This is a genomic window from Williamsia sp. Y712 (assembly GCF_059445525.1).
Genome location: NZ_JCAIUN010000003.1, coordinates 436,828 through 458,122, shown reverse-complemented (window position 1 = coordinate 458,122; position 21,295 = coordinate 436,828). Strand labels below are relative to the sequence as shown.

At 63.3% G+C, this 21,295-nt stretch carries 21 protein-coding genes and 6 tRNA genes; 14 read left to right on the top strand and 13 right to left on the bottom strand.

Annotation, left to right across the window (positions count from 1 at the left end):
• Positions 1–32 precede the first annotated feature (32 nt).
• The 7 genes from AC1D75_RS21460 (at position 33) to AC1D75_RS21430 (ending at position 6,455) form a co-directional block, all read left to right on the top strand.
• Positions 33–857 carry an SDR family NAD(P)-dependent oxidoreductase gene (locus AC1D75_RS21460; protein WP_495517336.1) on the top strand — a complete coding sequence of 275 codons (825 nt, stop codon included), beginning with the start codon at positions 33–35 and terminating at the stop codon, positions 855–857.
• A 55-nt stretch (positions 858–912) separates the two neighbouring features.
• Positions 913–1,722, top strand: coding sequence for an SDR family NAD(P)-dependent oxidoreductase (locus tag AC1D75_RS21455; protein WP_495517335.1), 810 nt, complete (start codon positions 913–915; stop codon positions 1,720–1,722).
• Positions 1,723–1,831: 109 nt separating this feature from the next.
• Positions 1,832–2,602 carry an SDR family NAD(P)-dependent oxidoreductase gene (locus tag AC1D75_RS21450; RefSeq protein ID WP_495517334.1) on the top strand — a complete coding sequence of 257 codons (771 nt, stop codon included), beginning with the start codon at positions 1,832–1,834 and terminating at the stop codon, positions 2,600–2,602.
• Positions 2,603–2,689: 87 nt separating this feature from the next.
• Complete coding sequence (locus AC1D75_RS21445) at positions 2,690–4,261, top strand: ABC transporter substrate-binding protein (protein WP_495517333.1); 1,572 nt, start codon at positions 2,690–2,692, stop codon at positions 4,259–4,261.
• A 541-nt stretch (positions 4,262–4,802) separates the two neighbouring features.
• The gene (locus tag AC1D75_RS21440; RefSeq protein WP_495517332.1) at positions 4,803–5,501 is read left to right on the top strand and encodes a M23 family metallopeptidase; all 699 of its coding nucleotides are present in this window, start codon (positions 4,803–4,805) and stop codon (positions 5,499–5,501) included.
• A 176-nt stretch (positions 5,502–5,677) separates the two neighbouring features.
• On the top strand, positions 5,678–6,046 hold the full coding sequence (locus AC1D75_RS21435) for a winged helix-turn-helix domain-containing protein (RefSeq protein WP_495517331.1): 369 nt from the start codon (positions 5,678–5,680) through the stop codon (positions 6,044–6,046).
• 37 nt (positions 6,047–6,083) lie between these two features.
• On the top strand, positions 6,084–6,455 hold the full coding sequence (locus AC1D75_RS21430; protein ID WP_495517330.1) for a hypothetical protein: 372 nt from the start codon (positions 6,084–6,086) through the stop codon (positions 6,453–6,455).
• A 104-nt stretch (positions 6,456–6,559) separates the two neighbouring features.
• Here AC1D75_RS21430 and AC1D75_RS21425 read toward each other — a convergent pair.
• From AC1D75_RS21425 to AC1D75_RS21410, 4 genes are all read right to left on the bottom strand, one after another.
• Positions 6,560–6,636, bottom strand: a tRNA-Phe gene (locus tag AC1D75_RS21425).
• A gap of 44 nt (positions 6,637–6,680) precedes the next feature.
• Positions 6,681–6,754: transfer RNA gene (locus AC1D75_RS21420), tRNA-Asp, on the bottom strand.
• A gap of 36 nt (positions 6,755–6,790) precedes the next feature.
• Positions 6,791–6,863, bottom strand: a tRNA-Glu gene (locus AC1D75_RS21415).
• An 86-nt stretch (positions 6,864–6,949) separates the two neighbouring features.
• Positions 6,950–7,405 carry a hypothetical protein gene (locus tag AC1D75_RS21410; RefSeq protein ID WP_495517329.1) on the bottom strand — a complete coding sequence of 152 codons (456 nt, stop codon included), beginning with the start codon at positions 7,403–7,405 and terminating at the stop codon, positions 6,950–6,952.
• Between the two features lie 87 nt (positions 7,406–7,492).
• On the opposite strand from AC1D75_RS21410, the gene AC1D75_RS21405 reads away from it, so the two are divergent.
• The 4 genes from AC1D75_RS21405 (at position 7,493) to AC1D75_RS21390 (ending at position 12,567) form a co-directional block, all read left to right on the top strand.
• Positions 7,493–8,338: a helix-turn-helix domain-containing protein gene (locus tag AC1D75_RS21405; RefSeq protein ID WP_495517328.1), complete on the top strand. Its 846-nt coding sequence runs from the start codon at positions 7,493–7,495 to the stop codon at positions 8,336–8,338.
• 169 nt (positions 8,339–8,507) lie between these two features.
• The gene (locus AC1D75_RS21400; protein WP_495517327.1) at positions 8,508–9,413 is read left to right on the top strand and encodes an ABC transporter ATP-binding protein; all 906 of its coding nucleotides are present in this window, start codon (positions 8,508–8,510) and stop codon (positions 9,411–9,413) included.
• Positions 9,410–10,468 carry an iron-siderophore ABC transporter substrate-binding protein gene (locus AC1D75_RS21395; RefSeq protein ID WP_495517326.1) on the top strand — a complete coding sequence of 353 codons (1,059 nt, stop codon included), beginning with the start codon at positions 9,410–9,412 and terminating at the stop codon, positions 10,466–10,468. The genes AC1D75_RS21400 and AC1D75_RS21395 overlap by 4 nt, the downstream gene beginning before the upstream one ends.
• Entirely contained in the window at positions 10,465–12,567 is a 2,103-nt protein-coding gene (locus AC1D75_RS21390; protein WP_495517325.1) for an iron ABC transporter permease, read from the top strand. Before AC1D75_RS21395 ends, AC1D75_RS21390 begins: the two co-directional genes overlap by 4 nt.
• 20 nt (positions 12,568–12,587) lie before the next feature.
• Here the strand turns inward: AC1D75_RS21390 and AC1D75_RS21385 are convergent, their stop codons facing one another.
• The gene (locus AC1D75_RS21385) at positions 12,588–13,355 is read right to left on the bottom strand and encodes an alpha/beta fold hydrolase (protein ID WP_495517324.1); all 768 of its coding nucleotides are present in this window, start codon (positions 13,353–13,355) and stop codon (positions 12,588–12,590) included.
• A 184-nt stretch (positions 13,356–13,539) separates the two neighbouring features.
• On the opposite strand from AC1D75_RS21385, the gene AC1D75_RS21380 reads away from it, so the two are divergent.
• The gene (locus AC1D75_RS21380; RefSeq protein WP_495517323.1) at positions 13,540–13,995 is read left to right on the top strand and encodes a nitroreductase family deazaflavin-dependent oxidoreductase; all 456 of its coding nucleotides are present in this window, start codon (positions 13,540–13,542) and stop codon (positions 13,993–13,995) included.
• A 15-nt stretch (positions 13,996–14,010) separates the two neighbouring features.
• Here the strand turns inward: AC1D75_RS21380 and glsA are convergent, their stop codons facing one another.
• The 4 genes from glsA to AC1D75_RS21360 form a co-directional block, all read right to left on the bottom strand.
• Positions 14,011–15,228, bottom strand: a complete 1,218-nt coding sequence (gene glsA, locus AC1D75_RS21375) for a glutaminase A (protein ID WP_495517322.1) — start codon at positions 15,226–15,228, stop codon at positions 14,011–14,013.
• A 123-nt stretch (positions 15,229–15,351) separates the two neighbouring features.
• Positions 15,352–15,861: a DUF1269 domain-containing protein gene (locus AC1D75_RS21370; protein WP_495517321.1), complete on the bottom strand. Its 510-nt coding sequence runs from the start codon at positions 15,859–15,861 to the stop codon at positions 15,352–15,354.
• 227 nt (positions 15,862–16,088) lie between these two features.
• Positions 16,089–17,003 carry an alpha/beta fold hydrolase gene (locus tag AC1D75_RS21365; RefSeq protein ID WP_495517320.1) on the bottom strand — a complete coding sequence of 305 codons (915 nt, stop codon included), beginning with the start codon at positions 17,001–17,003 and terminating at the stop codon, positions 16,089–16,091.
• Positions 17,000–18,250, bottom strand: coding sequence for an MFS transporter (locus AC1D75_RS21360; protein ID WP_495517319.1), 1,251 nt, complete (start codon positions 18,248–18,250; stop codon positions 17,000–17,002). Before AC1D75_RS21360 ends, AC1D75_RS21365 begins: the two co-directional genes overlap by 4 nt.
• 124 nt (positions 18,251–18,374) lie before the next feature.
• Here AC1D75_RS21360 and AC1D75_RS21355 point away from each other — a divergent pair, with 124 nt between their 5' ends.
• Complete coding sequence (locus AC1D75_RS21355; protein WP_482140625.1) at positions 18,375–18,971, top strand: TetR/AcrR family transcriptional regulator; 597 nt, start codon at positions 18,375–18,377, stop codon at positions 18,969–18,971.
• 65 nt (positions 18,972–19,036) lie between these two features.
• Here the strand turns inward: AC1D75_RS21355 and AC1D75_RS21350 are convergent, their stop codons facing one another.
• Positions 19,037–19,843, bottom strand: coding sequence for a helix-turn-helix domain-containing protein (locus AC1D75_RS21350; RefSeq protein WP_495517318.1), 807 nt, complete (start codon positions 19,841–19,843; stop codon positions 19,037–19,039).
• A 98-nt stretch (positions 19,844–19,941) separates the two neighbouring features.
• Here AC1D75_RS21350 and AC1D75_RS21345 point away from each other — a divergent pair, with 98 nt between their 5' ends.
• Positions 19,942–20,778 (top strand): SDR family NAD(P)-dependent oxidoreductase, encoded by an 837-nt coding sequence (locus AC1D75_RS21345; protein WP_495517317.1) that lies wholly within the window; start codon positions 19,942–19,944, stop codon positions 20,776–20,778.
• Positions 20,779–20,886: 108 nt separating this feature from the next.
• On the opposite strand, the gene AC1D75_RS21340 is transcribed toward AC1D75_RS21345, so the two are convergent.
• The 3 genes from AC1D75_RS21340 to AC1D75_RS21330 form a co-directional block, all read right to left on the bottom strand.
• A tRNA-Phe gene (locus AC1D75_RS21340) sits at positions 20,887–20,963 on the bottom strand.
• Positions 20,964–21,007: 44 nt separating this feature from the next.
• Positions 21,008–21,081 (bottom strand) — tRNA-Asp (locus AC1D75_RS21335).
• 36 nt (positions 21,082–21,117) lie between these two features.
• A tRNA-Glu gene (locus tag AC1D75_RS21330) sits at positions 21,118–21,190 on the bottom strand.
• Positions 21,191–21,295: the final 105 nt, after the last annotated feature.

The following is a 21,295-nucleotide window of genomic DNA, read 5'->3' as shown; positions in this document are numbered from 1 at the left end:
CCGACCACACAAGAGAAAGCCGAGAACTCAACATGATCGATCTAGGACTGGACGGGGCCCGCGCCATCGTCGTCGGCGCGGGATTCATCCCCATGCGTGCCGGGAACGGGCGTGGTTCCGCGTTGCAGCTCGCCAGGGCCGGTGCCACCGTCGCCTGTGTCGACAAGGACGCCGAACGCGCCGACCAGACCGTCCGGGAGATAACCGCCGAGGGCGGCAAGGCATTCGCGATCGTTGCCGACGTGCTCGACTCCGGTGAGGCTCGGCGTGCGGTCGACGAGGCCGCGGCTCAGATGGGAGGGCTGGACGTATGCGTCGACATCGTCGGCGGTGCAATGTGGAGCAAGGCCGCCGACATCCCGGATGAAGATTGGGACGCGCAGATCCTCCTCAATCTCACGCAGGTCTTCTATGTGTTCAAAGCTGCTATCCCGCACCTGATCCTGAATGAGAAGGGCGGCTCACTCATCGCCATCACCTCGGTCGACGGAATCGGTTCGTCCCGCTTCCATGCCGGATATGGAGCAGCCAAGGCCGGCGTCGTCTCGCTCGTCAAGACGTTCGCCGACGAATACGGCAAGCACGGCGTACGGGTCAACTCGATCGCACCCGGCAACGTCGGCGGTGGCAACTGGGATCTCCCGGAAATCCCGTTCGGTGAGGATGTCGTCAATGCACTCGCACCACCTCGCGGGCGCGACATCGCCGATACCGTCCTGTTCCTCGCCTCCGGCCTGTCCGCGAAGATGACCGGTCAGACGCTGGTCGTCGACGGTGGCGCAGTGATCCAGAGTCCCTGGCGCATGACCGAAGACCAGATCGGCCGCAACGCCGCGTTCTCGAATGCGTCGTCCTAGCCCGACCGCCGGAACGTCTGTGATCAGCGGCCGCGGGGCCAGAACGGAGCATCCTATGACCGACGGCCACATCCCGGCTGTGACCGACGCTTTTCTCGTTACCGACAAAGTCGCGCTCATCACCGGCGGAGGCAGTGGCATCGGCCAAGAGACGGCGATCGTGCTCGCGTCGGCTGGGGCGCGTGTGATCGCCACAGACATCGACGAATCCGGTCTGGCGCAGACCCGTATCCGTGCCGGGAACGAAGGCCTGTCCATCGATACCCGGCACCTGGACGTCTCCGATCCCGCGGCGGTATCCAGGACCGTCGATGATGTTGTCGCCCAACATGGCCGGCTGGACATCCTGGTCAACGCGGCAGGCATCATGATCATGCGAAATGCACTCGAGGTGACACCCGAGGAACTCGAGAAAGTACTTCGCATCAATGTCGGCGGCACGTTCTTCGCGTGCCAGGCAGCGGGCCGGGTGATGCCGGCCGGCGGGAGCATCATCAATCTCACCTCGGCCATCCTCGACCGGTCCAGCCCCGGACGCATCACCTATGCGATATCGAAAGGTGGTGTGGCGCAGTTGACCCGAACCTTCGCACTGGAGTTGGGGCCGGCCGGCATCCGCGTCAACGCCATCGCTCCTGGATGGGTCGAGACAGGTATGACCAATCAGCACTGGACCGATGCCGACGGTTCCATCGATCACGGCAAGCGCGATGAATACATCACGATGATGACAACGGCGTCGCCGATCGGGGTGGTCGGCACCACCCGCGACATCGCGCTGTCGGCCCTGCAACTCGCCTCTTCCGCCGGTGCGTTCATCACCGGCCAGGTGGTGCGGATCAACGGTGGTTCATTCATGGCCTAGACGCCGACGACAAGAAGAATCGACAACAGGTACCCCCCCCCCCCACCGCGGCGCGAATATGGCCGCGGAACAACGTGATCCGCGAGAGCGGAAGAAGAGGACCAGATTCATGGGTGACAGGCTTGAAGGCAAGGTCGCAGTGGTGACAGGCGGTGCCAGCGGCATCGGAGCGCAGACCGCACGTCGATTCCTGCGTGAAGGTGCACGAGTCGTGATCGCTGATGTCAATGACGAACCGGGTAAGACGGTCGCTGATGAACTGGGTCCGCAGGCACTCTTCGTGCACGCCGACGTGACCTCGCAAGACGATTGGGATCAGCTACTACGGGTGACGAGTGAGCACTTCGCGCCGCTGGACGTGCTCGTGAACAACGCCGGTGGCGGTCGCGGCGTCGGCAACATCGTTGATGAAGTGTACGAGGGTCATCACAACATCCTTGAACTCAACGTCTCCTCGGTGTGGATGGGCACCCGCACCGCGCTACCCATCATGCGGGCCAACGGTGGTGGGTCGATCGTCAACATCTCGTCGATCGACGGGCTCGTCGGTGTCGCGGGGATGACAACGTATGTCGCATCCAAGTTCGCGGTCACGGGTCTCACCAAAGCCGTTGCCTTCGAGGGTGGCCCGTACAACGTGCGGGTCAACTCCGTCCATCCCGGATTCATCGAGACACCGATGATGCTCAAGGCCACCGGAACGGTGCGCACTCGACTCGTCTCGGCGATGGAGAAGCAGCCGATCGCCCGATTCGGAAAACCCGAGGACGTCGCCAACGCAGTTCTGTTCTTCGCCTCCGACGAGAGTTCCTACTGCACCGGCACATCTCTCGTTGTCGACGGTGGTCAATTGGCAGGCCCGCATCGGGAACCGATGTGATCACCAGTCGCTGACCGGAGAGTCCGCTCTTTCATCTCTCCAACCTCATTCGGTTCGCCCACAATTCAATTCAATGAAAGGTCGACGATGATTCGACAAAGACGTCTATTCACTGCGGCAATCGCTGCGGTGTGTTCTGCGACCCTCCTACTGACCGCCTGTGGTTCGTCCTCCTCCCCCGGCGGATCGTCGGCGGACGTCGGGGATCCGGTGGCCGGCGGTGCCGGACGCATCATCCAGGTCAGCGAGCCACGCACCCTGGACCCGGCAGCACTGGGAAATGTCTGGGCGAGCCAACCCGAAATCGGCAATGCGATCTACGGGACATTGATGATCAACAAACCCGGATCGCTCGACATCGAATACAAGATGGCCGAAGACTTTTCGACCACCGACGGCGGCAGCACCTACACGATGAAACTTCGGCCGGGCCTGATGTTCACCGACGGGACTCCGCTCGATGCGGAAGCGGTCAAGTTCAACTGGGAGCGCATGCGTGACCCCGCGCTGGGATCAGGGGCGAGCAAGTTCAGCCCACAGATCGCCGGCACCGAGGTGATCGACCCGACGACGTTGAAAGTGACGATGGTCGCGGCGAATTCGCACTTCGACCAAGCAGTCGTCACCAGTGCCCTGAACTGGGTCGCATCCCCGACCGCTCTGCAGAAGGGCAAGCAGGAGTTCGACAAGGCACCGATCGGCGCCGGCCCGTTCACCCTGACCAGTTGGACCCGCCAGGACGAAATTGCACTCACGAAGAACCCGGGCTACTGGGACGCACCCAAGCCGTACCTCGACACACTCACGATTCAGTTCGTTCCTGACGCCGCTCAGCGCTACAACGCCGTCATGAGCAACGCTGTCGACCTCGCCTCTGAATCGAACGCCGCGAACCTGCAAAAGGCCGAGGGTGCCGGGTTGAAGAACGAACTCGTCGATGCCGGCGGTGGTTACTACATGGCGATGAACACCCGACGCGCACCATTCGACGACGAGAGGGCTCGCAAGGCCGTGTCCTTGGCCTTGGATCTCAACACCATCAACACCGTTGTCTACAACGGCGCGGGAGTGGTGCCGACGACCCTGTTCCCTGAGGCATCCCCGTTCTACAGCGATATCCCGTTGTCAGAGAACAACAAAGCCGAAGCCCAGGCCCTGTTCGACGAACTGGCTGCCGAAGGCAAGCCCGTCTCGTTCGACTTCACCTCGTTCTCGACGACCGAGAACAAGCAGACCGGCGAGGCCGTGCAGGCCCAGCTGAGCGCCTACGACAACGTCAAAGTCGGGATCAATGCCCTCGATTCCAGCGCAATCGGCTCCGTCGTGGCCGGACGGGACTTCGAGATGGTGGTCACCTCGGCGAATGTCCTGGACCCCGATACCGAACTGTGGACGAGCTTCCATTCCCAGTCCAAGGGCAACATGAGTGGAATCAGTGACCCCCAGCTCGATGCAGCGCTCGACGCCGGTCGCGTCGGCACCACCGTCGAGGAGCGTAAGGCGGCCTACGACACCGCCCAGGAGCGCATCGCCGAAGTTGTTCCCGGTGTGTTCTTTGTCCGGTCGACCCCCTCGGTGATCGCCGGAACCAACGTCCAGGGCATCGTCATGTACGGACTCGGATCACCACTGCCCGAAGAAATGTGGCTGACCGACTGACGCTTGCGCGGCAAACGAAGGCAGGGCCCCGGCTTGCAACGCATGCCGGGGCCCTGCCCATTGCTTCTGTCTTATTGCGCCGAGCTGATTGTTGCGGGCGGCGGAGAGTCTCGAGGCGGCGTGGCCGCATCGTCACCGTACGCAATCAGGACTGCCGCCCAGGCAACTGCCGCGCAGGTCGCGACACCACGGGAGAGAACCTTCCGGTTGCGTTCCCGGATTTCGGTAGTGGACGCCATGTTGATCACCCCAAGCCAGTCGTCTGCATCATTGAGACGACGGTTCCACCTGGTTCGGTTGTACACACGGGTACTGCGCTACTCGGTTCTCACAAGCCCCTTCGCGGCGGCATCGCGTACCGGCAGCCTCGGTGAGCGGCGACATGTGTCTGACGCCTCCCTCGGCCCGCTTGCAACAACCCAGGGCGTTCGTAGTAACCTTTCCGTGTCCTTGCTGATACCAAAAAGTTACCTCTTACGAAACGGACATATTTGTGGCTCGACACCGACTGAATGCCCAGGTCCCATCTCTGCCCTCGACCATGGCACTCGCGGATTGCGCGTCGCGCAGTGGCCGTGGGGGCCAGCACCGGGCCGCACGAACCAGCGCCGTGCCGGCAGCGGCGACAGCAGGCGCGTTCGTGGCCATGGCCGGCGCGATCGGTCTGACAGTCGGCGGAGCCGCCCAGGCCGCCGCACAGCCTGCGCCCACCCCGATCAACCTCGCGGACATCTCCCCGCTGGCTGCGCATCCCGCATTGTCATCGCTGCCCTCGGACGTGACGCTGCCTGCACCACTCGACGACCTCGTTCGCGACCTACTGCCGCCGAACCTGTTCGAACCAGGCGCAGGGGCCACGGCATCGCCGGCCTCGGGCACGATCACCTCGCGCTACGGCGCTCGATGGGGCACCACCCACTACGGCCTGGACATCGCCAACGACATCGGCACCCCGGTTTACGCGGTCACCGACGGAACAGTTCTCGAGTCCGGTCCCGCCGACGGTTTCGGACAGTGGGTTCGGGTCCAGCAGGACGATGGCACCATCGGCGTCTTCGGGCACGTCGACGAGAGCTTTGTGACGCCCGGCCAGCAGGTACGGGCCGGCGAACAGATCGCCACCGTCGGCAACCGCGGACAATCCACCGGTCCGCATCTGCACTACGAAGTGTGGGACACAGACGGCACCAAGATCGACCCCGAGGTGTGGCTCAACAACCGCGGAGTCAGCGTCAACTAATCCGGCAGGACGGGCCCAGCGCAAGACGATCACTCAGAAGGATCAGTTGAGTTTCGTCAACGCGCCAGGCGTTGCCGACTGGGACACCGATAGGGGCTCTGGCTTGCAGAAATGCAGGCCAGGGCCTCCGCCAGGTCAATGCCCAGGAGCGGCTGGCCCGCAAACGCCGCAACCGGTTGATCCGCCAGGCTGCCCGCGCCGGGGAAAGCCAGGTCGAGATCGCCAAGCTCGCCGAACTGTCACAGCCGCAGGTCGGCCGCATCCTTAAAGCCGCCGACGATTCTGCCGAGACACCCACGGAAATCCTGGACCGCCGCGATGCTGGGGAAATCGACTCGGCCGAGATGATGACGATCCTTCGTGCTTGGCCGTTCACGTTCGGCCATACCCCCGTGGTGAACGGCATTGATACCGACCACTATCGCCGGGGAAGCTGGGACGACATCACCCGCGCTTATCAACAGCAGCGCCTCACCTTCGCTGAGTACGCCGAGCTGATGAACCTCAACGTGGACAAGCTCACCGAGGCGGCAGTCGCCGAATGACACCGGCGAACCGGACTGCGAGGGGCAGTCCGGAGGCGTGAAGGCCGGAGCACCGGGAGCGGGCAAGTCGACAGCAGTAGCGTCGCAGGTGCCCAACCGTGACAGCTTTCGGGAGCTCGATGCTGACCTCGTCAAGGACTACCTACTCGAGCACGCCCTCGCCGACGGGATCTTCGACGACCTGTTGGAGCGAAACCTGGCTGACAGCCGACCAATTCAGCCCCGCGAGCTGGCGACCCTGGTACACCGAGAATCCACACAGATCGTCGGCACTTCAGCCGCCTTCGGACCATCAGAAAGTTTATGTGCCGTAAATGCACGAGCGCTCTTCGCTGCAGCACAGACCACCTCGCTGTCCGAGGTGGTCCTCACAGTCGTCTCACCTGAGGGCACGCGCACGTTTTCCTAGTACGCCAGTACGCAGCACCTCGACCGAGATCTGTATCCATAAGCCGACAAAGGCCTGAAATCGCAACGGGATTCAATAGGAACGCTTCTGAACTACAGAAACAATGGTGGCCAGAGTCGGGATCGAACCGACGACCTTCCGCTTTTCAGGCGGACGCTCGTACCAACTGAGCTACCTGGCCGAACGACACTCAGGCGAACCTGGATACCTAGTCGAAATTTCTTGCGACCCTGACGGGACTCGAACCCGCGACCTCCGCCGTGACAGGGCGGCGCGCTAACCAACTGCGCTACAGGGCCATGCTTGCTCTGCCATCAGGCGACGATGGCAATGCGTACCCCCTACGGGATTCGAACCCGCGCTACCGCCTTGAAAGGGCGGCGTCCTAGGCCGCTAGACGAAGGGGGCCGGTGTTCTCCTTTGGGAGCTGAATCAGCATATGACACGGAGCCGAATGCGAGAAATCGAGTCCCCAACCTGCAAAGACTCCAGCGTCAGCGGCGGCCCTGGACGGCATCCGAGGTACTCAACGCCGTCGGCAGATGCCCGATTGCGAAGATGGCTGCTGCCGCCGCAATCCAACCGTTGCCGAGCCAAGCCGCGGTGCCGAGAAAGACCAGGACCGGCAGGATCGCCATGGGCACCGGTACCTGCCACAACGGCCGATACAGCGCGGCACCGGCGCGGCCCGTCACGAAGTAGCGAGCCCAGAGAGCGTAGTAGAGCACCAGACAAGCCAAAGTCGGTGCAGCCCACCAATGCACGACGGTCCCGGACTGGGTGATCGCCGGAACAACCAGACACAAGGCCTGCCCTCCGCGTTCCAGCCACCTCAGCGGCCACGCCACAGCGGCCGGTGGAATCGGGGTTCTGGGCGGAAACAACAGCAGGAGAAGGTTAGGAGCGAGTACCGCAAGACTGACGATGAGCCCTATCGGCGAAAACCCCACGGGCCGAAGCTACAGGCACCGATCGCCGGACGACTGATCGAAGTTCACCGAGTCGCCGGCGCCTCGGGCTGACGTATCGTCATCGGCATGGCCTCGCCCACTCGTGATCACGCGGGCGTCGGGTCGTGGCGGCGCGAGCGGGGCACGGTGGTCCGCCGGGCCACAACGATCACCGACAAGACGCCGCTGTCGTTCGTCATCTTCGCCGAGTCGGAAACGGCCGGTGTGCCGTTGGAGTACGAACCGCACTCGCATCCCACGCACGAGCTGGTGTGGGTACGCAAGGGAACGCTGACGGCGATCATCGACCAACGCGTGTTCACCGTCTCGGATGGAGACGCGCTATGGCTACCGGCCGGGACAGTCCACGCGGGACGGCTGACCGCGAATGCGCAGTTCTCTGACGCGTATTTCGCTCCCCATCAGACACCCGTTGCGTTCGTAGACCCAACCACCATCAAAATGACTCCGGTGCTGGAGTCTCTACTCACCCATCTGGGACGCACCGATCTCGATGGCACCGCCCGAGCCAGGGCCGAGGCGGTTGTGTTCGACGTACTCGAGCCGTCGAAACATCAACTCACACTGCAATTGCCGGGTGATCCCAGAATCGACGCGATCGCCAAGGCGCTACTGGAGAATCCAGCGGACGGCCGCGCATTGGATGAATGGGCGCGCACCTTGGGCATCAGCGAGCGCACGATCACACGGGTGTTCCGCAGCACCACGGGGCTGCCGTTCGCACAGTGGCGACAGGTCCTGCGAGTCCACCAGGCGCTGACCTTGTTGACTGAAGGCTGCGAGGTCCAAACCACCTCCGAACTGCTGGGCTACGCACAGCCGAGCACCTTCATCGACGCCTTCCGGCGTGTCATGGGAACGACACCGGGCACCTTCGTCGGAACGCTACCGAAGTCTCGTCAGATGTCCTGAATCCCGTATCGCCTGTCTCAATGTCTGTATTGCAGACAAGCCTATCCACCCCTATAGTCCCTTATGCAAGGGTTGCCTAACCTTCTGCTGAATACGTGCGGACCTGCTGGTGGCTGATTGAAGCCCCCGAAAGTGACGTGCTCCGCCACTTCGACCCAGAGCTGACTTCATGACCTCCACAGATGCTGCGCGTCCAGACGCGACAACGAGCGCACCCACTCTGGTCGGCGACGCATTGACCTTGAGGTACGGCAAGACCGAGGTGGTCCACGACGTCTCGATCGCTCTGCAACCCGGCCACATCACCGCGCTCGTGGGACCCAACGGGAGCGGCAAGTCCACTCTGCTGCGTTCACTTGCTCGCCTGCATCGGATCGACGAGGGGCACGTGCGGCTCGGCGGCGTTGACGGCCGGCCTGAGCGGGCCGCGTCACTGCTCAGTGCACGTGAGTTCGCCCGAGAAGTCACCTTGTTCTCCCAATCGCGGCCCGCACCGCAAGGCCTGTCCGTGAGCGAAGTTGTGGCGTTCGGACGTCACCCGTACCGCCGTGGCTTCGCGGGATTGTCCGCCGAGGATCGCCGCGCCATCGACCACGCGATGAACGCCACCGGAGTGCACAAGATGGCAGACCGTGCCGCCGGAGAGCTGTCCGGTGGTGAGGTGCAACGTGTTTGGCTGGCCGCCTGCGTCGCCCAGGACACCCGAGTCATCCTCCTCGACGAACCCACGAATCACCTTGACCTGCGGTACCAAATCGAGACTCTCGACCTGGTCCGCGATCTCGCCGAGGAGCACGGCGCTGCCGTCGGGATCGTCCTGCACGACCTCGACCACGCAGCGCGCGTCGCGGACACCCTGATCCTGTTGTCCTCCGGACGAATTCACGCGGCGGGTGCCCCGCTCGAGGTTCTCACCGCGCGGAACATCAGCGATGTCTACGAGATCGAGGTCGAGGTCGACGTCGACCCCCGCACGAACCGCCTTCGCATCGACCCCGTCGGACGGCACCCCGCCCGGATCTCGGGCGATACCACTCATTCCCGTTCCATCCGCACTCGAGAGGACCTTTCGTGACCCGTTTCAATCGAATCGCCACCGCGTCATTGGCTTTCGCCGCCGCGCTGGCCGTCGGCGCCTGTGGCACCACCAGTGCAGACAAGGCAGACAGCAGCGCTGTGGCGCCGCCGCCGTCGCAAAGTTGCAACGACGACACGACAACAACATCCACGGGCCCGGTCTCGTTGACCGACGGTGTCGGCCGCACGGTCGAACTCGACCAGCCCGCAAAGCGGGTGGCGGTGCTGGAGTGGCAGCAGATCGAAGATGCACTCACCTTGTGTGTCACACCTGTCGCGGTCTCTGACGCCGAGGGCTACAGCACATACGTCAGTGCCGAAGAGCTCCCCGCCGGCGTCGCCGACATCGGCACCCGGGAAGAGCCCGACTTCGACACGCTGTACGCCACCAACCCCGACCTCATCATCATCGAGGCATTCAGCGCCGACGACGAGATCATCGCCCAGCTGGAAGCGCGCGGTGTACCCGTGCTCGCGACACTGGGCGCCAACGGTGCAGACCCGATCGGGAACATGAAAAACGTGTTCTCGATGATCGGCGAGGCAACCGGCCGCACCGACCGGGCCGACCAGGTGCTGCAGGAGTTCGATGACCACCTCGCAGCAGCGAAGACCAAGGTCGCCAATGTCGACCTCCCCACGCGGGACTTCCTGTTCTTCGACGGATGGATCGAGGGCGCAAACGTGATCATCCGCCCTTACGGTGACGGAGCACTGTTCACCGCGCTCGGCCAACAGCTCGGAATGACTTCGGCCTGGACGAACGAGATCAACGACGTGTACGGCAGCGGCGGAGTGGATCCCGCATACGGACTCGCCCAGACCGACATCGAGGGCCTGACCGCCGTCGGCAACGCCAACCTCTTCTACTCGACCGACGATGAAGCCGAAAGCTATGTCACCGAGTTGGAGAAGAGCCCGATCTGGACGTCGCTGCCCGCCGTCCAGCAGGGACGCGCGTATCCCTTCCCGCCGGGAGTCTGGGGCGCCGGTGGTCCGCTCTCGTGCCAGCAGGCAGTAGACGCCTACGTCGACGTCCTCACCACCGCTTGATCGCCACGCGTGACGTCGACACCGGGCAGCAGTCGCTGCCCGGTGTCGGCGTTCGCCGCGGCGCCGGCGGAGTGGCTGTGCTGGCCACCCTTGGCGCTGCGGTTGTCCTGGTCGGGATGTGGCACCTCACACAGGGAACATCCGGTGTCGGAATGTGGGACCTGCTGCGCCTTCTGGGCGGAGCAGACGAAAACGTCGGCGGCGTGCCGGTCCGGGACGTACTGACCGGATCGCGGCTGCCGCGCCTATTTGCCGGTGTGGCAGTGGGTTTCGCCCTCGGCGTGGCCGGAGCCCTGTTGCAGTCGATCACCCGCAACGTCCTGGCCTCCCCCGACACACTTGCCGTCACCGCCGGATCGTATTTCGCACTCACGTTGGTCGCCGCGCTCGGCCTCTCTGTGCCGCTGTGGGCGTCGAGTGGCGTCGCATTCCTCGGGGGCATCGTCGCAGCAGCCGTGGTCCTGGGACTTTCCGGCCGCGCGGCGGGCACCGGAACCACACGGCTCATCCTCGCCGGCGCAGCGATTGCGATGGCACTCGATGCGTTGACCGCGATGATGCTCATCCTGTTCAAGGAGAACACCACCGGCCTATTTGCTTGGGGCAGTGGCTCGCTCGCTCAGCTGAACATCGACGCCTTCGTCCGCGCGGCCCCGATCATCATCGTGGTGTTCTGCGCGGCACTACTGCTCTCGCGCCGGCTCGATGTGCTCGGTCTCGGTGACGACGCCGCATCAGCGGTGGGCGTACCGATCCAGTCCACCCGCGTCATCGCGGTGATCTGCGCCGTGCTGCTAACCGCCATCTCGGTGACCTTGGCCGGACCGATCGCCTTCCTCGGACTCGCCGCCCCCGTGCTGGCCCGCCTGATCGCCGGACGCGTGCACACGCTGCGCCGACACGTGTTCCTCGTACCGGTCTCGGGACTACTCGGGGCTTTGCTGATCCTGCTTGCCGACGCCTCGCTGCGTGCGGTGATGGGCGCACAGGCCGCCACCTCCATTCCCACCGGCATTCCCACCGCACTGCTGGGAGCGGTCCTGATCGTGATCCTCGCACTGCGACTTCGTGATTCGGGATCGACCCGGCAACCGCCTGCGCAACGGATCGGAATCCGCTCGCGTCGCCGATTTGTCATCGCCGTGGTCATCGCGGCGGTGTTGCTGATCGTGGCCATCATCATCGATCTGCTCGCCGGAAGCCTGTGGCTCCGTACCGGCGACCTCGCGCTCTGGCTGCAAGGCACCGCACCCGACCTCGTCGGACGAGCTCTCGACGAACGGTTCCCCCGCGTGGCCGCCGCGGTACTCGCCGGCGCAGCGCTCGCCTTGGCGGGCTGCGTTGTGCAAGGCACGGTGCGAAATCCGTTGGCCGAACCCGGGATTCTGGGCATCACCGCCGGCGCCGGATTGGGCGCGGTGAGCGTGGTGACCTCCGCCGGAGGAGGCGGGCGCCAGGCAATCATCGTCATGGCAGTCGTCGTGGGAATGGCGACGTTCGCGTTCATTGCTCTGCTGGCCTGGCGCGGTGGACTCCTGCCCGACCGGTTCGTACTGATCGGGATCGGTTGCAGCTACGGCATCAGCGCCGTGACCACTTTCCTTCTCCTGCGCGCCAATCCGTGGGACACACCCCGCATCTTCACCTGGCTGTCGGGTACGACCTATGGGCGCACGCTCCCCGACGTCATACCGATCGCAATAGCCCTCGTTCTCGCGGTACCGGTGCTGTACGGGATGCGACACCAGCTCGACATCATTGCCATCGACGAGGACACCCCACGTGTTCTCGGTATCCGGCTCGAACGCACCCGCCTGATCCTGCTCGCGATCGCGGCACTGCTGGCCGCCCTCAGCGTCATCGCGGTTGGTGTCGTCGGCTTCGTCGGCCTCGTCGCGCCACATCTCGCTCGCGGCATCGTCGGATCCCGGCACGGACGCGTCATCCCGGTCTCGATGATGCTCGGCGCATTGCTGGTGTGTGTCGCCGACATCCTCGGCCGGACACTCATCGCGCCCGCCCAGGTGCCGGCCGGACTCATGATCGCCCTGGTCGGCGCACCCTACTTCGTCTGGCTGCTCAGCCGCTCACGCGACTAGCTTGGTGCCCCTGCGGTTGATCAGTTCTCCTGCTGCAGAAATCCTTTGATGAGGAGACTGATCAGCTCGGGGCGTTCGGCGATCAGGTTGTGAGTTGTTCCGGGCACGATGCACAGCTGTGCGCCCGGAATCGATGAAGCGATCAGCAGGCTGTGGTCGGGGCGGATGGTGTCGCGGTCTCCCGACATCACCAATGTGCGTGCGGTGACCCCGGCGAGGTCGGCCGGTGCGATCTTGGGCTCCGCGGTCCAGAGGCGAAAAAGCTTGGCCAACACGATGTCTGCATGCGCTGGTCCGTCTGGGGAGAGCCGCTCGTAATGCATCCGCTCGACGTCGGGTTCGTCGGCGCCCTTGTCCGCGGCATGTACAGGCGAGTCGAGGACGGGAGCACCGACGGTCTCGGCCGAATCCGTGAACGCGGAGGGGTCCAGGTTCGCGCTGATCGAAACCAGCGACCGGATCCGCTCCGGGTGATTGATCGCGAGTAACAGACCGATGATCGCACCGTCGCTATAGCCGATCACGTCCACCGATTCCAGGCCCTGAGCGTCCAGGTACTCCAGTGTGTCGGCGACACCGCGCGCGTAGTTGTAGTCCTCATCGATATCGGCCGATCGACCGTGACCGGGTCGCTCGTAAGCGAACACCTGATGGTCCGGTACCAGGGCATCGGACTGCGCTCGTAGGGACTCGAGCGAGCAGTAACCACCGTGCAGAAGGAGTACGGGACTCCCCCGGCCGTCGACCTCCGAATACAGGTCCATTCCGTTGATCCGGAGATACGCCACTTGTTATGTCCATCCCTCGACCCCGGCCGCCACTGTGCGCATGCGATTGAACCGTCTACTCGACAGACAGCGTACTTCGCTCCATCTGCCGAACCCCGACCACGGCATCGCCAGGAGCGCGACAATCGAAGTCGTCGAATCTCCATGATGTTTCACAATTCAAACAATCTGAAGGAAGCGACCCATGAGCTTTGAAACACCCGCAGGCACTCGCGGTGGCAGCAAGCCATCCGGCCCCCTGTTCCGGCTGGTCAACAAGGTGATGGCCAAACGGATCCGCCGCCGTGGCGACTTCAGGGGCATCAGAGCACTCGTCCTGACCACAATCGGCGCCAAGTCCGGACAGGAACGTTCCAACCCGGTCAACTGGTTTCCCGGCCCCGATGGCAGCTGGTTGATCGTGGCGTCGGCCGCAGGCGCGGCCGGGAATCCGGGCTGGTACTACAACATCAGGGCCCATCCGGACAGGATTCGCATCGAACTCGACAACCGCACGATCGAAGTCAAAGCCGACCAACTACATGGCGCCGAACGCGAGCAAGCCTGGAACGACATCACCACCATCGCACCACAATTCGCGGGTTATCAGGAGAAGACCGACCGCGAACTCCCCATCATCCGCCTGACCCCACGGGACTGACTGATCATCTCGCAGCTAGCGTGGCAGATCAGCATCTTCCCCGCTGCGCTCGAGCAGCCGTTCCGGGTCCTTCACGGTCGTCGTGTAGTCATCGGCCAGCCTCTCGCGCACCTCACAGATCAGTCGCCGCGCGGCATTGTCGATGACGCGCACCCGAGAGAGGTCGATGACGACCTCATTGCCCGAAATACCCTCGCAGACACGGCTTGCGAAGATCTCGGCGCCGGCGAACCGAATGTCTCCCTGTAGTTCGATCACGGTCGCCCCGTCCCGCTCTTCGACTGACCGAAGCGCCGATCGCCCCGTCGGGACAACGTGCATCATGTGTAGTTCCAGATCCCGGGACAGCCGTTCAAAAACGGCTACTCCCCGCACACTATTTCCATGCTGATTGAGCCGGGGTGAGAACACCGCGAGTCCTACCTGTCCCGGCAACACCCCCATGATTGCGCCGGCCACACCACTCTTCGCCGGTATGCCCACCGTCGACATCCAACTGCCACTGCCGTTGTACATCCCGCACGTCGCCATCACCGACAACACATGTCGATTGATCGGGCCCTCCAACAATTGTTCGTCCGACGAGGTGGACAACCCACCGTTCGCCATCACCGCGCCCATGGTCGCGAGATCTTTGGCGTCGACCCGGATTGCACACTGCTTCGCGTAGCCGTCGACCACCTCGTCGGGTGAGCTGTCGAGTTGTCCTGTCGACCGAAGCAGATATGCGAGCGCTTTATTGTGGTCGTCGGCCGCGAGCTCGGCCTCGTACACCTGTTGGTCGAGTTCGAGTTCGCGGCCTGCCAGGCGGCTCATCTCATCGACGATGCGGCGGCTGCGGTGTTGGGCATCGTCCCCATCGACGAGGTCGTGGACGGCGAGCGCGCCGGCATTGATGAAGGCATTGCGCGGGCGCCCGGTGTCCTCCTCCAGCGAGATCTCATTGAACTTCTCGCCTGACGGCTCGGCGTCGACACGCTTCCGCACTCGGTCGAGACCACCGTCGCGGAGCGCAAGGCCATACGTGAACGCCTTGGAAATCGACTGGATCGAGAACTCGTGATGTGCGTCGCCTGCCGTGTAGACAGTGCCGTCCACGGTCGCCAACGCTATGCCGAACAAGTCGGGGTCGGCTTTCTCGAGCTGCTGATTGCCGGTCATCACCGAACCGCCGTCGTCATCCCTGCATTCGGCCAAGACCCGGTGTAGGTAGTCCTCAATCGGTGAGCGCATACCTCACGTGTAGCCACGACCTGGACGAACTAACCTTCTTGCCACTCTCAAGTCAGAACACCCGGAGGACTGACAGTCTCGATTGTTGGCTATTTGCCACGTATACAAAATTGGCGCCAGGACCTACAAGTCCTTCAGAGCGTCCTGAAGGACGTGATCGACGTCTTTCGGGTCGATGCCGAGTTCTTCGGCAACATCCTTCTCGGCTTGCTTCACGGCCTTCTCAATCGCTTCCTTGACCTTGCTCTCACCAACGACGACGAGTCCCGCCTGGCCGGGGTCGATGAAATCGCCGAGATGCTTCACGTCCTTTCGTGACATGCCTTTGGCAAGGTGCCCACTCACACCCCCGACAACGCCACCGAGGGCCGCCGTTGCAAGGACAGATGGCGGAAAGATCACACCCAGCACCGCGCCGGCGGCAATCCCTCCCCATGCACCGTGGCGAGTCGCTGTTTCATCCTTGTTTGCGTGCACTTTGCCGTTGGCGTCCTTCGTGACGACAGCTGCGTCATACGAGCCGACCAGACCTCCCGCATGCAGTTCTTTGACCGCCTCGTAGTCGCTTTGGGCCGCGGCCTCGCTCGAATATGTCGCGATGTAAATGAATGTTTCGTCGTTCTTGCCCATCATGTTCTCGCTTCCGGCGTTGATGCAGTCGGTTGACCACAGACCCAGACTGCACAGCCCGGCTACGCCTGTCCTCACCCGTACAGAGTGATGTCGAGCACCGAGCTCGCCGAAATACACTCCAAAAGCAGTCTCTCGTTTCAGCGCTGCACATGGCAATCGCTGAAGGCAAATTGGCTTTGTTTTCCGTCGCTGCATGCTCGGCCCGACACTCCCTGCGGTTTCCCAGTTCAGAGGAACTCGAGAAGCAATTCAATCGCCGCCGACGGGTTCTCCTCGAACAGATAGTGTCCGGCGTCTGAGATGACCCTGGTGGTGACGTCATCGGCCCCGACTTGCATCGTGACGCCAACGCCTTCACCCCACCCCAGGGCTCCACCGATGGCGAGAACGGGCAGGGTGAGGCGCTGCTGTTGGCGAATCCTGTTCTGCGCGATCGTCGTATCGAGAGCGCGGTAAAACTCGAAGCTGGTATGTAGGCCGACTGGATCTCGGGTTATCGCGTCGACGTACTCGCGGATTGCGTAGTCCGGGATCGCCGACGGCGTCGCGGCCTTGGTGCGGAATTGCTCGGCAAAGAAGTCGTATTCATGTCCCCGGACGAGGATTTCGTTCAACGCCGGTAGACGGTTGAAGGCGAAATGCCACAGCTTTTCGTTGACAGACGAGTCGCTGAAGATCGGAGCCGACGGAGTCAGCCCGGGGATCGCCGCTTCCGCGACGACCAACCGATCCAGCACGCCCGGGTGATCTGCAGCCAGCGCATAGCCCGTCCACACGCCGAGGTCGTGGCCGACCATGGAGAACCTGGAGTGTCCGAGCGCTGCCATCAAGCCGACCATGTCGCGAGCCAGACTTGCGGTGTCGTAGCCGCCCTCGGGTTTGTCCGAAAGCCCGATCCCGCGCGGGTCAGCAACAACGATGCTGAACCTGTCGGCCAACGCCGGCATCACATGACGCCAGGCGTACCAGGTTTGAGGCCACCCTGCGACAAGCAGTAGCGCCGGCCCATTGCCGCCGGTGACCGCGTGCAGCCCAACTCGGCCGGTGTCGATGATGGAACTGGAGAATCGTTCCGCGAAGCCGGCAGGCAAGTTCGGGACGGTGGATGCACTCCCTGCGCGAGTGACATTGACAGCCTTCATGATTGGACTCCTGATTTCGAATTGGACGTGCCGGCGCGGGATGGTTCGACATCCCGCCGGAACGACATTGTTGATGCGCCGACGACAGTCACAATCACCACGACCAAGAGGAGAGTCGAGACTGTGACCCCGAAGAGCTGGTCGAACTCGCCGAGCGCGAGAGTGGGAATCGTTGTCCCGAGATAGGCGGCCAGGAAATAGGTCGCGACCAGATCGGCACGACGGTCGGGATCGGCGAGGCGCTGCGTGATTTCGATACCTTGCCCGAAGATCAGCCCCACGCCCACGCCCGCGACGACGGTCCCGGCGACAAACACGGCCAGCCAGTTCCCCAGAAGTCCGACTTCGAAGACACTGACGCCGACAACCAGAGCAGACGGTCCGGCGAACCGATCCGCAAGCCATGGCGGATGCGGGACGAACTGCACGACCAGTGCCGCAAAGAACACGATGCTGACGACCGCCGCGACAACAGCACCATTGCCGATTCCTAACTGTCCCGTCAAGAACGACGGAACGAGGGACGAGAACAGGCCGTTCACCGCGAAGGCAGCGAAGACCAGGCACGCTAGGCGAACAAAGGTGCCACGCTCCGGTCCGCTGGGAACAGCAGGACGACGGAGGTGAAGTCGAGTACCCGGGCGGCGGTCTACCGTCTCGGGAATGGCGAACGCGGCCAGGACAGAGATCCCGAGCCCACCGAGATATAGCCAGAACACCAGGTGCACGGGATCTTTGAGCAGCTGTGCGAGAAGTCCTGATCCAAGGACCCCCAATCCGAGCCCACCCATGTTCGCCACGGTGGCCATCGCGGCGGCGAGGTGTGCGCGGTCCCGCCCGGCAAGCTCGCCGAGGGCAGCGGTCGCGGTTGCCGTGATCACCCCAGCGGCCAAGCCGAATACGAATCGAGCCACCACGAGATGGGCCAAAGTTGTTGCGGCGAGGAAGATCACGGTACTCACGCCCAGAACAACCAGCGCCGCCACAAGCACGGGGCGGCGGCCGAGCCGGTCGGATAACGACGCCAGGACAAGTAGTGCGATGACCACGCCGAAGGCGTAGGCGGCGAAGATCAGCGTTGTCGCAAACGATCCGAAATGCATCTCCGGCGCCCAGAACCGATAGAGCGGAATCGGCATGGTGCCGCCCATCATCACCAGACCGTAAATGGCCACCACGAGCCAGAACCCGACCGTCCGCCGCCGCGTCATCCCCAAGACGATCGGCTTGTCATCCTGCACAGTCATCGGATCAGCCTCTCCTGCCACGGAATTCGAATCCGCAACACCATCTTGGTCCAATCAGTCCAACATAGTTGGAACGATCGGTCAAATTTGGCGGTATGATCGTAGGTGAATGAAAGGAATCGAAATGGCGGGACGAAAACAGTTCGACGTCGACCAGGCACTCGACCAGGTGATGACCGTGTTCTGGGAACGCGGGTACGCCGAGACATCTCTCGACCTCATCGGTGCTGCAACGGGCCTCGGCAAAGGCTCTCTCTACGGAGCATTCGGAGGTAAGCAAGAGCTGTTCCGACTGTCCCTGGACCGTTACGCTGACACCTTCGGTGAGCAGTACGACGCTGCCCTGAACGCTCATCCCGACAATCCGGCCGCCGCAGTGAGCGCGTTCTTCGACGTCATCTTGGCGCGCATCGCCGAACCGACGATGCCCGGCGGATGCTTGGTCGCTCTATCCGCCGCGGCCGCACCGACTCTCGATGAAGCGAACCGTGATCACGTCAAGGAACTGCTCGGGCGCCAGCGTGGGCGCATCCGAGCGGCGATCTCCGGCTCTTTCGTCGACGAGCTGATCGCCGACAATGTCGCCCTGTTCGTGGTCAGCACCAACCAAGCACTTGCAGTCATGGATCGTGCCGGGTCAACCGCCGAAGAGCTTGAAACAATTGCGCGGATGGCCGTACAGACTGTCGAAACGATGACTCCCCCGAGCCCTACGCGTTAGAGATTCTGATTTCCGACGGTGAATGTGGCGTCGACCATTGGGTGGCCAGATACCACTGACAACGATCAGTGACCATGGTCCTTGAGCTTCTCCAGCGCGGCCGCGGCCGGCGAATTCGGCTCCGCGCGATAGATCACGAGTTCTTGGCCGGGTGCCGAGCGCACATCGAAGGTCTGGATGTGTAGTTCGAGGTCGCCGACGACCGGATGCCGAAACCCCTTGGTCTTCAGGCGACGTCCGCGCACCTCGTGATCCGTCCACATGGCGGCGAACTCGGTGTCGGAGGCCAGTAGTCCATCGCGCACCTCACAGACCCGCGGATCGTCGGGCTGCGCCGTCTCCAACAATCGAAACCCCGCAACCGTGCTCGCGGCCACCGCAGCCCAATCCGCATACAACGCGCGAACAACCGGATCGCAGAACACCGATTCCAAAAGATTGCGCGTGCCGGGAAAACCCATGAACAGCTTCTCCCCCAGCGCATTGGTCGCGATGACGTCGAACGCGTGACCAAGAATTATCGCCGGATGCTGCGGCCATTCGTCGATGAGCGCGGTCAACTCGGGTTCGACGATTCCGGCAGTAGGCGTCGCGCGAGGAGGCGTGAGCCCGGCCAGGCGGTACAGGTGGGTCAAGCCGTGCTCGTCCAGCAGCAGTGCGCGACCGATCGAGCGCGCAACCTGAGCCGATGGCGACAGTTCACGGCCCTGCTCGAGCCGCATGTAGTAGTCGACGCTGACATCGGCGAGCAGCGCCACCTCTTCGCGACGAAGACCGGGCACCCTGCGCCGGTCGTTGCTGCTCAGGCCGACGTCGGTCGGCTGCACTCGGGAACGGTGAAGGGCAAGGAATTCGCCCAGCGACGATGGCATCCCGCCGATGCTAGTGCCGCATGTTCGTCACTGGGTGCGGCGCACCCAGGAAGGGAGCGGCGTTCCACAGCGCCGCCCGTCGCGCGACGCTGGAACACATGACAAGAACACACGAACAATCCACCACCCGTTGGCTCATCACGGGCGCGAGCCGAGGCCTCGGACGAGCCTACGCAACAGCAGCGCTCGAGCGTGGCGACCTCGTCGCCGCCACCGTGCGGAACGCATCCGATCTCGAGGACCTGCGCGACATCTATCCGGATCAGCTGTACATCGACACCCTCGACGTCACGGACCGCGACCGGGCCCGGGCTGTGGTCGCTCAGGCTGCGGAACAACTTGGAACACTGGACGTTCTGGTCAACAACGCCGGATATGGGCACTTCGGTACCGTCGAGGAGCTGTCCGAATCCGATCTTCGCTCACAGCTCGAGACCAACCTCTTCGGCGCCCTGTGGACCTCTCAGGCGGCGATCCCGATCATGCGGGACCAGGGACGCGGGCGCATCATCCAGATCTCCAGTCTCGGTGGGATCGGCGCGTTCGCCAATCTCGGGGCGTACCACGCATCGAAGTGGGCGCTGGAGGCCATTTCCGAGTCTCTTGCCCTGGAGGTCGCACCATTCGGCATCAAGGTCACCATCGTCGAACCGGGTGGATACGAAACGGACTGGGCAGGCGCATCGTCTCGTCATTCCGCTCCCCTGCCCCAGTACGAGCCGCTGCGCGCCGCCGCCGCCGCACGACGCGGAAGCCAGGTCTCGGGATCCCCTGAGCGCGCCGCTGACGCACTTCTGCGAGTCGTGGACAGTCCAGAGCCCCCGCTACGCGTCGTCTTCGGCGGCCAAGCCCTCGGCATCGTCCAGGGCATCTACGAACGTCGCCTGGCGGAATGGTCGCAATGGGAGGACATCAGCAAACTCGCCCAGCAGTAGCCGAAATACGTTGCTACACACGGGCCGATCGGACCCATGGAACAAAAAAATCCGATCCTCGCGGAGGACCGGACTGAAGGCGCTAAGCCTGTGAGCTGAGAAAACTAGTGGTGGCCAGAGTCGGGATCGAACCGACGACCTTCCGCTTTTCAGGCGGACGCTCGTACCAACTGAGCTACCTGGCCGAACGATATCCGGGCGAACCTGGATACCTAGTCGAAATTTCTTGCGACCCTGACGGGACTCGAACCCGCGACCTCCGCCGTGACAGGGCGGCGCGCTAACCAACTGCGCTACAGGGCCATGCGTGCTTTGCCATCTGCGCACGATGGCATTGCGTACCCCCTACGGGATTCGAACCCGCGCTACCGCCTTGAAAGGGCGGCGTCCTAGGCCGCTAGACGAAGGGGGCCGGTGTTCTCCGTTTGGGAGCTGAATCAGAATATGACACGGACACAGCAATTCCCAAATCAGCAGGCCAGGTGCTGTTTTTTGGCTGACACGACGATTTTCGCCG